Genomic DNA, 14,985 nt, shown 5'->3' with positions numbered 1-14,985 from the left:
CCGCCATAGGTCTCGCGCATCTGGCCGATCGACTGGTAGATCATGAGGAGCGTGATGCCGTATTTCCGACCGGCGTCGCGGGCTGTCTCAAGGATGCGCATGTAGCCGAGGCGCGCGACCTCATCGAGGAGAAAGAGAGTCCTGCCCTCCATTTGCCCATTGCGGTTATAAATCGCGTTCAGGAACGAGCCGATGATGACGCGCGCCAGGCCCGAATGCGTTTCCAGCGTCTTGAGATCGACATTGATGAAGATGTCGGTCTTTCCCTCTCCAAGATCTTGCGTCGTAAAGCTCGTACCCGAGACCAGGGCGGCGTAGTTCGGATAGGACAACCAATGTGTTTCCTTGACCGCGTTGGCGTAGACGCCGGAAAAGGTCTCGGGCGTCATGTTGACGAAAGCCGCGACATTTTCCTTCACGAAGTCCGAGTCTGAGTTGTCGTAGATCGACTGCAGCCGCTCCCGCAGTTTCGGCTCCGGCTCGGAGAGGTTCTTGCGCACCTGCCGAAGCGTCTGGTCGTTCTCCGGCGTGTGGCCGGAGAGGCAAACATCGGCAATCAGCGCTGTCAGCAGCTGCAAGGCCGAGGCGCGGAAGAAATCATCACGAACGCCGCGCGCGCCGCCGCTATCGCTCATGATCCAGGAGGCGACCGAGGCGATATCCTCCTCTTTCGTTCCGCCGAACCGGCCGATCCAGTCGAGCGCGTTGAAGCCGATCTCCGAGCGCTTCGGATCGAGGACAAAGACATCTCGGTCGGCGTCGCCACGGTGCTTCGACACCATCGGAGCGACCTCATTCGACGGGTCGAGGACGACGAGCGCCCCGCCCCATTTGAGCGCCGTCGGGATCGTGACCGATGTCGTCTTGAAGCCGCCGGAGCCGGCGAAGACGATGCCGTGCGACGAGCCGAACGAGCCGTCGAAGCAGAGCAGTGGTGAGGTCCCGCCTGCTCCCCACGTCTCGGCGCTGTCGGCGCGAAACGCGTATGCCGCGACGCTGTCCCTATCGACCCGGTAGCGCTCGCCGATGACCATGCCGCCATCCGCGTCAAACAGCTTTTCGGCTTGCGACAGCTTCATCCAGTCGGCCTCGCCGTGCAGAGCCCGCTTGCCGTAAATGCGTTTCGGCTCGGACCTGGCGAAAGCGGCGTTGCCGGCGATCGCCACCCGCATGCCGAACAACACGGACATCAGCACGGCGGCCGCGCCGATCGTCGTTGCGGGATCGAGATAGTTCAGGATCGACTTGCCGGCCGGCACCTCGCCCCGGAAYGCGGAGAGCCGTATCGTCTCACGCAGGATCGCGACGACGAGCGTGGCGATCGCGCCCGTGAAAACGCCCCAACCGGCTGACCTAATCCTGGCTGAGCCGGCCACCGCAAACAGGAAGACGATGCCGACGAGGGAGGCGACGACATAGGGCAGAGCGATGCCCGCCCGGCCGAGCATCTGTTTTGCGGCATCGCTCTTGCCGAAGGCGGAAAGCCAGTGTTCGACCCCCGCCATGCCGACTGCCGTCAGCATCATCAATGCGCAGGGTGCGACGTATAGAACGATTCTATTCATCGCTCTCTCCGAACGCCGCAGCACCAATCGCGGTGAGCCGAAGGCGCTCCTGCTGATCTCCCTTCAGCCGGCCGGCGGCATCGATGAGAAGCCCGAGCAGCAGCGCCCGCTTCTCGTAGCGAAACCCGGCCTTGACGATGAGGCCGCCAAGCTCGATCTTTTCCCGCGTGTCCTTCTTGCGGGCGTCGGAAGTCGCCGTGCGCGCCATCCGCTCAAGCCTCAGCAGTCCCGCCCGCAGTCGCGCCAGCCGCGTCCTGCGTGGACGATGCGCTGCTTTCGCCGGCGCTACCCACCTTCTTCCCTCCGGTTGCAGCGACCTTTCCTCCGCGAAACCGCTTCGCCAGGTCCTCGAAGGCTGCCTGCAGCGTTGTCTCATCGACTTCGATTTCGCCGAGACCTGCCTTGAGCGCGATCCGGCCGATGCGCTCAGCCTCCCGGGTCTCGGCCGCCTTGAGTTGCTCTTGGAGCTTGGCGATTTCGTCGCGGATTTTCGAGGATGGCTTCTTCATGTGCTGATGACTCCTGGGTGAGAAAGCTTTGTCTTGCGAGGCCAGTCTTCCCGATCGACGCGCGGAACGCACTAGGCGGATCATGCAATCGCCAGCGGCGATGCTTTGGTGAATGATCCCGGCCGTTCCGAAGGAGCGGATCCGAAGGGCGCAATTATACGTCGCTGCCGCGACGCCCTGCTTTTAGGCCCTGGCGGGGCCTGCCGCTCCCGACGAACCCGTTGATATTGTTCGCAACCGGGAAAGAACTCCGCCGTGGCCGTCCCCCATTTCTCCGTCAGCGTCGTCGCCCGCGGCTCCGGCCGCAGCGCGGTGCTGTCGGCGGCCTACCGGCACTGCTCCAAGATGGAGTATGAGCGCGAGGCGCGGACGATCGACTACACCCGCAAGCAGGGTTTGCTCCACGAAGAGTTCGTCATCCCCGCCGATGCGCCGGAATGGCTGCGCGCGATGATTGCGGATCGATCGGTGGGCGGCGCCTCGGAAGCGTTCTGGAACAAGGTCGAAGATTTCGAGAAACGCTCCGACGCCCAGCTCGCCAAGGATGTGACGATCGCCTTGCCGATCGAGTTGACGCCCGAGCAGAACATTGCGCTGGTGCGGGATTTCGTCGAGCAGCACATCACGGCGAAGGGCATGGTCGCGGACTGGGTCTATCACGACGCACCGGGCAATCCGCATGTCCATCTCATGACGACGTTGCGGCCACTGACTGCGGATGGGTTTGGCGCTAAGAAGGTCCCGGTAACGGGGCCAGACGGCAATTCGATCCGCAACGATGCCGGCAAGATCGTCTATGAGCTCTGGGCCGGAAGCATCGACGATTTCAACCTGTTTCGGGACGGATGGTTTGCCTGCCAGAACCGGCACCTGGCCCTTGCGGGTCTCGACATCCGCGTCGATGGCCGCTCCTTCGAGAAGCAGGGAATTGACCTGGAACCGACCATCCATCTCGGCGTCGGCACGAAGGCGATCGAACGAAAATCCGATGGTGCGTCCGAGCCGGTCGAGCTCGAGCGTCTCGAACTGCAGGAGGCGAGGCGGAGCGAAAATGTCAGGCGGATCGACAGGAATCCTGAGCTCGTGCTTGCCCTGATCATGCGGGAGAAGAGCGTCTTTGACGAACGGGACGTGGCTAAAATCCTGCACCGTTACGTCGACGACGCGGTGCTGTTCCAAAGCCTGATGGTGAGGATCTTGCTCTGCCCCGAAACCTTCCGCATCGAGCGCGAGCGGATCGACCTTGCCAGCGGCATCCGAGTGCCGGCCAAATACACGACGCGCGACATGATCCGGCTCGAAGCCGAGATGGCCAATCGCGCCGTCTGGCTGTCTCAGCGATCGTCGCATGGCGTTCGCGAGGCAGTGCTGGCGGCGACATTCGAGCGCCATGAGCGTCTTTCGGATGAGCAGAAAACGGCGATCGAACATGTGGCGGGACCTGAGCGGATCGCCGCCGTGATCGGCCGTGCCGGCGCCGGCAAGACGACGATGATGAAGGCGGCACGCGAGGCATGGGAAGCGGCCGGCTATCACGTCGTCGGCGGCGCACTTGCCGGCAAGGCGGCCGAGGGCCTGGAGAAGGAAGCGGGCATCATCTCGCGCACGCTTGCGTCATGGGAGCTGCGCTGGAACCAAGGGCGGGATCAGCTCGATAGCAAGACGGTTTTCGTTCTCGACGAGGCCGGCATGGTGTCATCTCGGCAGATGGCGCTGTTCGTCGAAGCGGTGACGAAGACTGGCGCCAAGCTCGTTCTCGTCGGCGATCCCGAGCAGCTTCAACCGATCGAGGCAGGTGCCGCCTTTCGCGCCATTGCCGATCGCATCGGCTATGCCGAACTCGAAACCATCTACCGCCAGCGCCAGCAATGGATGCGTGACGCTTCGCTTGATCTAGCACGCGGTAAGGTCGGCAAGGCGGTCGACGCCTATCGCGCCAATGGCAGGGTCATCGGAGCGGATCTCAAAGCCGACGCTGTCGACAACCTCATCGCTGCGTGGGACCACGACTACGATCCGGCGAAGACGTCGCTGATCCTCGCTCATCTGCGCCGTGACGTCCGCATGCTCAACCAGATGGCGCGGATCAAACTCATCGAACGTGGGGTTCTCGATCAGGGAAACATGTTCAAGACCGCTGATGGCGAACGCAACTTCGCCGTCGGCGACCAGATCGTGTTCCTGAAGAACGAGGGATCGCTCGGCGTAAAGAACGGCATGCTGGCCAAGGTCGTGGAAGTAGGACCGGGGCGCATCACCGCGCTGATCGGTGATGGGGAGAATGCCCGCCACGTGCTGGTCGAAGATCGCTTCTACAACAACCTCGACCACGGCTATGCCACGACGATCCACAAGAGCCAGGGTGCGACGGTCGACCAGGTCAAGGTGCTCGCTTCCCTTTCGCTCGACCGCCATCTCACCTATGTCGCCATGACCCGTCATCGCGAGGATTTGGCCGTCTACTACGGCCGCAGATCCTTCGCGAGGAACGGCGGGCTGATCCCAATCCTGTCGCGAAGGAATGCGAAGGAAACGACGCTCGATTACGAGAAGAGCGCCTTCTACCGCCAAGCGCTTCAGTTTGCCGAAGCCCGCGGTCTCAATTTCGTCAATGTCGCCCGCACCCTGGTTCGCGACCGGCTGGAATGGGTCGTCAGTCAGAAGCAAAAACTTGCCAATCTCGGTCTCCGCCTTGCCGCCGTCGCCGGCAAGCTCGGACTCGTCCGCGGCGCCGCGCAGTCCCCAACCCAAAACAGCACCAAGGAGGCAAAGCCGATGGTCTCGGGCATCACAAGCTTCGCCAGATCGTTCGACCAGGCGATAGAGGACAAGGTCGCAGCCGATCCGGGATTGAAGAAGCAATGGGAGGAGGTCTCGACCCGCTTCCACCTCGTCTACGCCCAGCCGGAAAGCGCGTTCAAGGCCGTCAATGTCGACGCGATGCTGAAGGACGAGACCGTTGCGAAATCCACGATAGCCAAGATCGGATCGCAGCCCGAAAGCTTCGGCGCGCTGAAGGGCAAGAACGGGATTCTCGCCAGCCACGCCGACAAGCAGGAGCGAGAAAAGGCTCAAACGAATGCGCCGGCCCTGGCCCGCAACCTTGAGCGCTACCTGCGTCAGCGGGCGGAGGCGGAACGCAAATTCGAGGTCGAAGAACGCGCTGTCCGTCTGAAGGTCTCGATCGATATTCCCGCGCTGTCGCCAAACGCAAAACAAACGTTGGAACGCGTTCGCGATGCGATCGACCGGAACGACCTGCCCGCCGGCCTCGAATATGCGCTCGCCGACAAAATGGTGAAGGCGGAACTGGAGGGTTTCGCAAAGGCTGTCTCGGAGCGTTTCGGCGAGCGAACTTTCCTGTCACTCGCTGCGAAGGACCCCAACGGGCAGACGTTCAATGCCGTCACTCCGGGAATGACAGCCGGACAGAAAGCGGAGGTGCGAGCGGCGTGGAATTCGATGCGGACGGTGCAGCAGCTCGCCGCGCATGAGCGCACGACCGAGGCGCTGAAGCAGGCGGAGACGCTGCGCCAGACGAAGAGCCAGGGGCTCTCGCTCAAATGAAGACACTCGTATTTGCGTTTGGGACGCGACGCGGTCAAAGGACCCATGCTGTCCTGCTCCTGGCCCTGGCGGCATCCATCGTTGGGGGCGGTGTTGCTACGGCAATCGTCGGCGGTTTGCGCATCAACCTGACACCGAGCGAACCCCTCGGCCTCTGGCGCATCGTGGCGCTCGATCGCCCTGTGTCTCCTGGCGACCTCATCTTCATTTGCCCCCCGCAAACGACAGCTATGCGGGAGGCAAGGGAGCGTGGCTATCTCCGCGCCGGCACCTGCCCGGGCGGCGTTGCGCCGCTCATCAAGACGGTCGTCGCCGTTGCCGGGCAGCATGTCGAAATCGACGCCGACGTGACGATCGATGGACGCCGGATCGCTTTTTCCGAATTGGCTGAACGGGACGGCAACGGCCGGCCAATGACGTCCTATCCCGGCGGGGTCGTGCCTGACGAAAGCGTCTTTCTCCACTCAACGTTCCGGAGCTCCTATGACTCCCGCTATTTCGGCCCTCTGCCCGCCTCAGGAATCCTCGGCCTGGCGCAACCGGTGCTCACCTGTGCGCCGTGAGCACCTCCAGCCAGGCGCATTGATTGCCGTTTCAGTCATCGCCGGAGTGGTGGGATGGAGTGGCCACGTCCTGCTTCTTCCGGCCGCGTTCGCGTTTCCGGTTCTCTGGGCGCATGCACGAACGAGGCTGACGGCAGCAATGATCTCGGCTGGCTACTTCCTCGCCGCATCCCATGGATTGCCACAGGGCGTTGCCACCTTCTATTCCTCGGACCTCTGGCCGGGACTACTGCTTTGGCTCTGTGCTTCCGTCGGCTTCATCATCGTGCACACCGTCCTCTGGACAAAGAGGACGGGTGTTCGTCCGTGCCACTATCTCCTGGCGGCGGCTCTGATGGCCATTCCGCCATTCGGCATAACCGGATGGGCGCATCCGATCACCGCGGCGGGCGTGCTCTTTCCGGGATGGGGATGGTGGGGACTGGTTGCCGCGACAGCCGGCCTCGTGGGCCTCGTAACCCGCATGTGGCCAGCTGTCGCGATTGTCGTGGCAGGCTTTTGGATCGGGTCCGCCGCAACCTGGGACGAACCGAAACTAGCTGAATCGTGGCAGGGGGTCGACCTTGAAATGGGCGCATTGCTCGGCCGTGACTCCAGCATCGAGCGTCATCGTGATCTGATTGCCACGGTGAAGGATCGGGCATCGGGGGGCGCACGCACGATTGTTCTTCCTGAAAGCTCGCTGGGCTTCTGGACGCTCACCGTCRAACGGTTCTGGGTGCAAGCTCTGCGGGGAACTGACGTCACCGTCATCGCCGGCGCGGCCGTCATCGATGCGGGCGGATACGATAATGTTCTGGTCGCTATCTCCACCAAGGGCGCGCGGACCCTCTATCGCGAACGCATGCCGGTGCCGGGTTCGATGTGGCAGCCGTGGCGCGCGTTGCTCTCTCAGAGCGGCGGTGCGCGGGCACATGTCTTCGAAAATCCTGTCGCGACTGCCGCTGGCCATCGGATAGCGCCACTGATCTGCTACGAGCAACTGATCGTCTGGCCGGTCCTGCACTCCATGCTCGAGGATCCCGACCTCATTGTCGCTGCCGGCAATGGCTGGTGGACGCAAGGGACATCCATCGTCGCCATTCAGCGCGCGAGCGCCCAAGCCTGGGCGCGCCTCTTTGCCAAGCCAATTGTCTTTTCCTTCAACACCTGATTGCCCAAGGAGACGTCATGCTCGACGCGGCCCTCATCCAAAAATGCGCTGACCCTTCATTGAAAGCCGCGATCGTCGAACAGTTCGTGGCAGCTGCAGGCTCCAACGATCCATTGGCCGTCACCGTCAAATCCGGTGGCCGCTTGATCCTCGTTCCGAAGGCGAAAACATCGGACGAGGCGATGGCGATCGTCCGGCAGTATGTCGGTCAGGCGGTGGTTCGCGTCGGCCTGACCCAGTTTCCCGCCGGCGTTGGGATCAAGGATGTCGCCGATCTGAAGCCCGACCTGCTCGACAGTTGCGAAAACCTTCGCAAGGGGACGGCGATGTTCGCGAAAGTCTTGCGCATCGTCGCCAAATGGTATGGCAATCCGAAAAGCGATGAGGTTTTCCCGCAAATATTCGAGGACGCTGTCTATGCCTGGAAGACCGGGGAATTCGAGGGCGTGAGCGTTTTCCAGGCGCCCGATCCAGGGGGCTCAGTCGTCAATCAGCGTGAGCCGATCGACAGCGGTGGAACTGATGACGCACCACACGACGCTTCCCTGCCGACCGACGCCGAACCTCAAGATGAGAGGGAAGTTGGCGCAGCGGGGATGCGGATCGATCTTTCGCGTATCGGTGGGCAAAAGTAGCTGCACAGCTTCGTCCGGGATGATCGGCGCGATCGATGCCTGGCGTTGCGGATCTATCGAAGGCGAGCCGGCGACCGGGAAAAATGCTTCATGCTCGCCCACCGGCTCTGCCCTTCCTATATCTTTCCTAACGATTGCATGATCATATCAAAGGGCGTATCGCCTGCTTCGAACAGAGGAAAACGGTGCCCAAGGTCAATCCATCGATCCTGCGTTGGGCTCGCGAAACCGCGGGGCTCACTCTCGAGGATGCCGCTGAAAAAGTCGGTCTTGGCGAGGCTCGCGGACTAGCGGGCAGCGATCGCCTGGCCATGCTCGAAACCGGGGACAGCGAGCCGACACGGCCGATGCTCTTGAAAATGGCGGCGCAATATCGCCGGCCCCTATTGACGTTCTATTTGGCAGAGCCACCGGCGGTGGCCGCGCGCGGCGAAGATTTTCGAACCCTGCCGGCTGAGTTCGCAAAGCGCGATGCGGCGTTGGTCGACACACTGCTGCGTGAAGTCCGCGCGCGTCAGGAAATGGTCAGGGCCGTGCTCGAAACCGAGGACGAGGCAACCCCGCTTGATTTCGTCGGGTCGTTTGATCAAAGCCAGGGCGCCGAGGCATTGGCGAGCGCCATTCGGACGCGCCTTGTGTTCGAACTGAAGACGTACCGGCATGGAAGCGGCCGCGGAACGCCCAAGGGTTTCGCCTATCTTCGCGAGCGGGCCGAGGCGGCCGGCATTTTCGTGCTTCTTATCGGCAACCTTGGCAGTCATCACAGCACCCTGAATGTCGAACTCTTCAGGGGCTTYGCGTTCGCCGATCCTGTCGCGCCTTTCGTCGTGATCAACGATCAGGACAGCGAGCAGGCGTGGTCATTCACGCTTCTGCACGAGCTTGCGCATATCTGGCTCGGTCGGACCGGTGTCAGCGGGGGACGGCCGGCAAGCGCGATCGAGACGTTCTGCAATGATGTTGCCGGGCGCATCCTGCTGCCCTCGGCAGAGATCGCCCAGGAGCCTTCGCTCGTTGGGGCGTCGCAGGAACAGGTAATAGCGCGGGTTTCCGCAATCGCGGATGCTCGGCAGGTCAGCCACTCCATGGTGGCCTACAAGCTCTATCGCGAAGGCATCATCGACCAGGAAACATGGTCAGCGGTAACCACGCTATTCCGCCAGCAGTGGCTGAGGAACCGAGCCGCGCAACGCGATCGTGCGAGGGAAAACGAGGGAGGTCCAAGTTACTATACGGTCAAACGCCATAAGCTCGGCAATCGGCTCGTCGAACTCTCCAGGCGAATGCTGGCGGAGGGTGCCTTGTCGCCTTCAAAGGCCGCCGCGATCCTCGGTGTCAAAGCCAGCAACGTCTATTCCCTTACCGATAGCGCGGCTTAAGGAGAAGCCGTGCATCTCCTCGACGCAAACGTTCTGATCACCGCCCATAATCTGTACTACCCGATCGGCCGGTTTCCGGAATTCTGGGATTGGTTGGTCCATATGGGCGAGGCCGGCGAGATCAAAGTTCCCGTGGAGATCCTCGAAGAAATCACCGAGGGCTCGGAAATCGGTCGCTGGCTGAGCGAAGCTGACAACTACGGTGTTCTGCGGCTGGATGAAGATGTCGACCCGGCCTTGGTGCAGGCTGTTATCGAGAAATACGCTACCGATCTGAACGACGCTGAGGTCATCGAGATCGGGCGAGATCCGTTTTTGATCGCCTATGCGATGGCGCTGTCCGACGATCGAATCGTGGTGACGGTCGAGGCTTCGAAGCCAAGCGCAAAGCGCGCAAATCGCCGCATCCCCGACGTCTGCAAGGATCTCGGTGTCAGGTGGTGCAACAGTTTCGAAATGATGTCGGCCCTGAACTTCACGACGGGTTGGCGATCCCGAATCTGACGTTGGCGTTCGAATTGTCAGCCCGTATTTGTCTCCGTCAGGAATTCTCTTGGATCGACAGCCAGCGCTTGGGAGATCTGGCCAAGGACCGTGATCGTTGCAGACATCTCGGCGCGCTCAATGGCACCGATATGGCGCGCGCTTAGGCCTGTGCGATGGGCCAATTCTTCCTGCGTCAGTTTCTGGCCATGGCGGATACGACGCAAATTCCTAGCCATGACCTCGTTGAGATCCATGACATCAGCGGAACCAGAATCGGAATTATTGTTCTAGGAACTATAGTTCCGATTCGACAAAGCCTGTGATATTGCCGGTGGTCGGATGTTTACTCTTCCAAGAGGATCGTCTGACATAGGAGCCAAGAGGCGCGCGCGAATACGGCGCAGTCGTGCCAATCCATCGATCTGGGAAGGAAAAGAAATGCAAGATGCGGGTTCCTCGCAAGCCGGAGGAGACCAGAAGAAATCTCGATACAATTTGATGGACAAGGCGGAATTGGAGACGCTGACAGTGGCCGCCATTCGCGAACATCGCCGTCTGCTCGCCGCCGATCAGGCGGTCTACGAGGAGTGGATACGCGCAAGCGAGGATCCTACGATCGCCAGTTCGGTTCTGGAGACCCTTCAGGAGGAGCATTTTGCGCGCCAGAAAAGGGCCGCAGCTCAGCAGGATGAGCTTTCGGATATGCTCGACGCACTCGGCTTCGTGCCGGAAGTACCGGTCGATGACGATGTCAGCTAGCTGGGAGGCAGCAAACCCCGATCCTTGGCGATCGCCACAAGATGCGGAACCGACTCGGCGCCGAGCTTGCCACGCGCCTTATCGAGATGGTGCTGCACAGTCCGGAAAGCGATGCCGACCAAATTGGCGGTTGTAAGCGTACTCTTTCCTTTTGCCGCCCAGATCAAGCAGTCCATTTCACGCGGCGACAGCGCCTGCTTTGGATTGAGCGTGGTCTTGCCGCCGATCATCTTCAAGCGATAATGGATCATCATCACCAATTGCACAGCCTTTTTCGGGTCAAAAGCGACCGGCAGTTCCACATTCCTTTCGGAGGATGCGAAGGTCAGCATCATCGATGTTCCGTAGCTGCCTTCCACGGGAATGGTCATGCCACAACGGATTCCGTGCTCGATCGATTCATTGCGAAACTTTCTGAGCTCAGATGAGCCGCGCGGTCTCCAATCGTCCGCCGTCCAGAAGAAGATATCGCCTTTTCGTTTTGCCTGCGTCACCACGGGATCGATATTGGAGTAATCGGCCGAGAGATAGGTGCGTTCCCATGGCTTTGGGTAGGTGTTGAAGGTCTTGATCTGGGCGCCTTCCTTTTGAAGATAGGCAAACCGCTCGTAGCCGCAGGCCTCTGCGAAGCGCTTCATGGCACCTTTGATCGTAAGCTCGTCCTGCGCAGCTTCCAACATGTCGACGAGCGAGCGAAATTCTCCATCCACCAGCGTTTCTCCTGTCTTATCGACCTGTAGGTCGGTCATGATCTGGCACATCGAGACACTCGAACAGGCCTCGCCGCCCAGCGGCCAAGCCATAGCCACAATCAGCCACAGGCATCTCGACGCAACCCACGGTGCCAGAGCAGCGCGGAGCAGTCCCTCTAGCCGTGTACGCCTAGCACTACCTGTGAAAAGACAAGTTTCAAGTCCCCTTGAACTAAAAAGATGACAAAGACAGGAAAGTTATTGCGGAATTGCAATGTTGCACCGGCATGCGCGGCATGCCAGCGGCTGAAATGGCGTCGGACGATGTTCGTCAGTTTCTGCTGTAGGTCGACGGAAATATAATATCCTGGTCCACGAGCACGTTGAACTTGTAGCCGGGGCGGATCTGGATGGTCGGCTGCACATTCAGGTTCTTTGAAATGGTCTGCTCGGCGACCCTGCCGAACGATTCCGCAAAGTTGCGGCGGGCCGCGTCCGATGCAGTCTCCTGCGTTGCAAGCGTCGAGCTTTGCGGCATCGACATGTCGATCCCGGTTCCGATCAGTGCGATCAGCGCAGCAGAACTCCACGTGCGCCAGAGATGCCGATCGACCTTGTCCTTGAAGCCGCCATAGCCTTCGGCATCCGTACCGGCCATGCCGCCGATCTGCAGGGTTGAGCCATTCGGGAWAATGAGATCGGTCCACACGACAAGGACGCGTTCCTGGCCGAACGAGACCTTGGAATCGTAACGGCCGAACAGTTTTGCCCCCTGCGGGATCAGCAGCCGGTAACCGGTGGCGCTGTCATAGACGTTCTGACTGACCTGCGCGGTGATCCGTYCGGGAAGGTCGGAGTTCAGGCCGGTGATCAGGGTGGCGGGAATGACGGAGCCGCGCTTGAGCTCATAGGCTGACATTTGCGGCACCACCCGGTTCGGCAAATAGCCAAGGTCCTTGATGTCCTGGTTGAAGAAATCTTCCTTTGATGTCTGAGCGTTGGGATCGACATTCTRCCCCATCAGACCGGACTTCATGGCAGCGGCGTATAGGTCCGAGGCGCTATTGGCAGTCGTCGCCCGCCGGTCGGTCTCTCTGGAGGCGTTGGCTGCCTTGTCGATGTCGGAAATATCCACCTTCAACGGCGAGTCCAACGCTGTCGCCCGCGCCTGGAGCCGGGCCATGCGCTGCCGTTGCGCTTCACGGATATACTGTTCGTCCTGCTCCCGTTTCAGGCGTGCCTTCCATTCCGCTTCCGATTCAAGTCTAGGGCGCCGCTCCTCTCGCTGGGTGGGTGTGCGATCAACAACGGCGGTTTCCTTCGCGACTTTCTGTTCGACGGCGGGCGTCGGCTGGAACACTTCGCGTTGTTCCGGATCGCCGATGATGCCGTCGGTGACACCACGCTTGAGCTGGTCGCCGAAGTTGGTTGCGGGAGCATTCGAGGCGCTGTCGAGATCGTTGTTCCGATTGAAGGGGAGACCGCGCCATGACAGCCCGATGACGACGACGCCGACAAATAGCGCAACGATGATGATGGCGACGATGATTGGCAGACGGTTCAGACGGCGCATACCCTTCTGATCGTCGGCCTGGCTGGAGGTGCCCAGCTGCAGAGATTGGACCATGCTCGCCTCCTCTCAATTGCGCTGCATGATCGAGAGGGGGCTTGCCGGCACGGCACCCCCGGTCGTTGCGGTGTAGGCGCGGCCAAGGGCGATCGAGGGCGTCGACAGTCTTGCAAGAACCTGGCCGTCGACGTCGTCGAGCGAATAGGCGAGTTCGACGGGTTTGACGTCCTTGCCAACCTTGCCATCGGTTACGACCGTATAGCCCCAACCCTTCAGCGCAGCCTCGAGCGCTGTTGCAAAGTCTGATGAGTCCTTCTCCATCTTGATGGTCGTCGTGCCCGCGGGACCGACCTGCTCGGCAAGCCGGCTTGCCATGTCGCCGGCAATTGCACTTGCCGCCGAACCTGTGAGGGTGGTCGGCGTCGAACCGGTGGTCAGCCCGTCCTCAGCCGTTTGGCAGCCCGTAAGTACAAAAGCGATCGTGATCGCAACAACAAGGTTTCGCATTGGTCAGCCTCCCCGCCGGATGGTGATCTTCTGCTGGCGCCAGCCGACACCGGAGACGAGGATTGCTTTGTCGACCGCGTAGTCGACGATCATCAAGTCGTTCTTCATTCGATAGTTTACGATGCGATTCTGGCCACCGCTGACGACGAAAAGAACCGGCGCATCCTGGCTCGAGACCGATTTCGAGAACTGGATGTAGGTCTTGGCGCCGTCCGAATAGACGCGCTTCGGTTTCCAGGGCGCGCTGCCACTGATGGAGTAAGAAAAGTTCAGCTTGTCGGGCGCGGTTCCAGGAATGCCGCCGGTCTCCAGCCGTGAGTTGATATCGGCAAGCTTGGTCGAGACATCCTCCGGATATTCGAAGCCGACGCGGGCCATGTACTGGCTCGGATGCGATTTCAGTTGGATGTGATAGGTGCGCCGCGAGGTCGTGACGACCATTGACGTGACGAGACCCGCCTCCGACGGCTTGACGATCAGATGGATCGCCTGGCCGCCGGTGGCGCCGGAGGTCGCGGGCTCGACTTTCCAACGCACCGTGTCTCCAACCAAAACGTCCCGGACGATCTCGCCGCCCTGGAGTTCGATATCGCAGACTTGCAGCGGTGAGCAGACGACCGATGGCTGCGTCTCCCCGAATAGGAAAATGACCTTGCCATCGGGGCCGGTTGTCACCAGTCCCGATGTGCCACGCCATTTCCTGGAAATGTTCGTCCCCTTCACCTCATTGTTCGACATGCTCTGTGCTTGCGCACCGCTCACGAAGACGAGTCCGGCCAGGCAGCCGGCCGCGATCAATCCTGTTCTGTGCATTGAGTGAATCCCCTGCCTTAAAGCTGTGCTGTCCAGTCGAAATCCCGGACATAGAGGCCGATCGGATTGAGGCGGATGGTCGCCTCATCCTGCGGTGCGGTAAGCGTCACCGTTGCGATGCCGCGAAACCGGCGCGTGCCTATTTCCTTGCCCTTGCGGTCGCGTTCGTATTCGGTCCAGTCGATCTGATAGGTCTGGTTCGAGAGCGCCACGATATTGTTGACCTCGATCGCAACGGTCGAAGACTTCGCCTTTTCGAACGGCGAGTTACCGCGGAACCAGGCGTTGATCTTCTCGGTCGAGGGATCCGATGTTCGAAGGAGTGCGTAGGTTCGATCGATATACTGCTTCTGCACCACTGCATCCGGCGTGATCGAACGGAAGCTGGTTACGAAGTTTCCGAGCGTCGCGCGTACTACCCGAACATCGGCATATTCAATCTGTTGCGGGTAACCAGACGTCACCGCGGTCCCGAGTTTGTCGACCTCGACGATATAGGGAACCAGCTTGACCTGGGTGCTGAGATACATCGCATATGCGAATCCAATCACGGCCATGGTCAAACCGAGGATGCCGACGATGCGCCAAGCGGCGGCGGACTGCACATAGGAACCGTATCGCTCATTCCATTCCTGGCGCGCGGCAAGATAGGGGTTTTCGGGGGCGCGGTTCGCTGCCATCGATCGATCACTTTCTGATTGCTGTTAGTCTTTGCGTTCGGGAGGTGGCTTCGGCCCGCTATGCCCGCTGCGCGCTTGGTCGAGCTTGGCGTTAGCGAGACCGAGGA

16 protein-coding genes are annotated in these 14,985 nt (G+C 60.8%); 7 read left to right on the top strand and 9 right to left on the bottom strand.

All coding sequences use genetic code 11. The features are described from left to right. The 3 genes from traG to traC form a co-directional block, all read right to left on the bottom strand. Positions 1-1,565, bottom strand: a 1,565-nt coding sequence (gene traG, locus QD461_RS35490) for a Ti-type conjugative transfer system protein TraG (protein WP_414091531.1), incomplete at its 3' end; no start/stop codon positions are given. Next, positions 1,558-1,773 carry a type IV conjugative transfer system coupling protein TraD gene (gene traD / locus QD461_RS35485; protein ID WP_028753562.1) on the bottom strand — a complete coding sequence of 72 codons (216 nt, stop codon included), beginning with the start codon at positions 1,771-1,773 and terminating at the stop codon, positions 1,558-1,560. The genes traG and traD, both read right to left, overlap by 8 nt. A gap of 4 nt (positions 1,774-1,777) precedes the next feature. Then, complete coding sequence (gene traC / locus QD461_RS35480) at positions 1,778-2,074, bottom strand: conjugal transfer protein TraC (protein ID WP_028753561.1); 297 nt, start codon at positions 2,072-2,074, stop codon at positions 1,778-1,780. Between the two features lie 255 nt (positions 2,075-2,329). On the opposite strand from traC, the gene traA reads away from it, so the two are divergent. From traA to QD461_RS35450, 6 genes are all read left to right on the top strand, one after another. Beyond that, the gene (traA, locus tag QD461_RS35475) at positions 2,330-5,641 is read left to right on the top strand and encodes a Ti-type conjugative transfer relaxase TraA (RefSeq protein WP_028753560.1); all 3,312 of its coding nucleotides are present in this window, start codon (positions 2,330-2,332) and stop codon (positions 5,639-5,641) included. Next, complete coding sequence (traF, locus tag QD461_RS35470) at positions 5,638-6,204, top strand: conjugative transfer signal peptidase TraF (RefSeq protein WP_028753559.1); 567 nt, start codon at positions 5,638-5,640, stop codon at positions 6,202-6,204. The genes traA and traF overlap by 4 nt, the downstream gene beginning before the upstream one ends. Further along, positions 6,194-7,357 carry a conjugal transfer protein TraB gene (locus tag QD461_RS35465; protein ID WP_414091530.1) on the top strand — a complete coding sequence of 388 codons (1,164 nt, stop codon included), beginning with the start codon at positions 6,194-6,196 and terminating at the stop codon, positions 7,355-7,357. The genes traF and QD461_RS35465 overlap by 11 nt, the downstream gene beginning before the upstream one ends. Positions 7,358-7,374: 17 nt before the next feature. Beyond that, entirely contained in the window at positions 7,375-7,992 is a 618-nt protein-coding gene (locus tag QD461_RS35460) for a TraH family protein (RefSeq protein ID WP_028753557.1), read from the top strand. Between the two features lie 185 nt (positions 7,993-8,177). Next, the gene (locus tag QD461_RS35455) at positions 8,178-9,371 is read left to right on the top strand and encodes an XRE family transcriptional regulator (RefSeq protein ID WP_028753556.1); all 1,194 of its coding nucleotides are present in this window, start codon (positions 8,178-8,180) and stop codon (positions 9,369-9,371) included. Positions 9,372-9,380: 9 nt separating this feature from the next. Continuing rightward, positions 9,381-9,875 carry a DUF4411 family protein gene (locus QD461_RS35450; RefSeq protein ID WP_028753555.1) on the top strand — a complete coding sequence of 165 codons (495 nt, stop codon included), beginning with the start codon at positions 9,381-9,383 and terminating at the stop codon, positions 9,873-9,875. A 17-nt stretch (positions 9,876-9,892) separates the two neighbouring features. On the opposite strand, the gene QD461_RS35445 is transcribed toward QD461_RS35450, so the two are convergent. Further along, entirely contained in the window at positions 9,893-10,111 is a 219-nt protein-coding gene (locus tag QD461_RS35445; protein WP_028753554.1) for a helix-turn-helix domain-containing protein, read from the bottom strand. A gap of 184 nt (positions 10,112-10,295) precedes the next feature. Here QD461_RS35445 and QD461_RS35440 point away from each other — a divergent pair, with 184 nt between their 5' ends. After that, on the top strand, positions 10,296-10,616 hold the full coding sequence (locus tag QD461_RS35440; RefSeq protein WP_028753553.1) for a transcriptional repressor TraM: 321 nt from the start codon (positions 10,296-10,298) through the stop codon (positions 10,614-10,616). Here QD461_RS35440 and QD461_RS35435 read toward each other — a convergent pair. The 5 genes from QD461_RS35435 to QD461_RS35415 form a co-directional block, all read right to left on the bottom strand. Further along, on the bottom strand, positions 10,613-11,326 hold the full coding sequence (locus tag QD461_RS35435; protein WP_028753552.1) for an autoinducer binding domain-containing protein: 714 nt from the start codon (positions 11,324-11,326) through the stop codon (positions 10,613-10,615). The two genes, QD461_RS35440 and QD461_RS35435, sit on opposite strands and share 4 nt — an antisense overlap. A gap of 313 nt (positions 11,327-11,639) precedes the next feature. Then, the gene (trbI, locus tag QD461_RS35430; protein ID WP_414091529.1) at positions 11,640-12,935 is read right to left on the bottom strand and encodes an IncP-type conjugal transfer protein TrbI; all 1,296 of its coding nucleotides are present in this window, start codon (positions 12,933-12,935) and stop codon (positions 11,640-11,642) included. Positions 12,936-12,947: 12 nt separating this feature from the next. Continuing rightward, positions 12,948-13,385, bottom strand: coding sequence for a conjugal transfer protein TrbH (trbH, locus tag QD461_RS35425; protein ID WP_028753550.1), 438 nt, complete (start codon positions 13,383-13,385; stop codon positions 12,948-12,950). A gap of 3 nt (positions 13,386-13,388) precedes the next feature. Then, positions 13,389-14,198 carry a P-type conjugative transfer protein TrbG gene (trbG, locus tag QD461_RS35420; RefSeq protein ID WP_028753549.1) on the bottom strand — a complete coding sequence of 270 codons (810 nt, stop codon included), beginning with the start codon at positions 14,196-14,198 and terminating at the stop codon, positions 13,389-13,391. 17 nt (positions 14,199-14,215) lie between these two features. After that, on the bottom strand, positions 14,216-14,878 hold the full coding sequence (locus QD461_RS35415) for a conjugal transfer protein TrbF (protein ID WP_028753548.1): 663 nt from the start codon (positions 14,876-14,878) through the stop codon (positions 14,216-14,218). Positions 14,879-14,985: the final 107 nt, after the last annotated feature.

Origin of the sequence: Rhizobium sp. BR 314 (assembly GCF_047445805.1) — a bacterium.
Lineage (GTDB): Bacteria > Pseudomonadota > Alphaproteobacteria > Rhizobiales > Rhizobiaceae > Rhizobium > Rhizobium lusitanum_B.
This window is presented reverse-complemented; position numbering and strand designations above follow the sequence as displayed.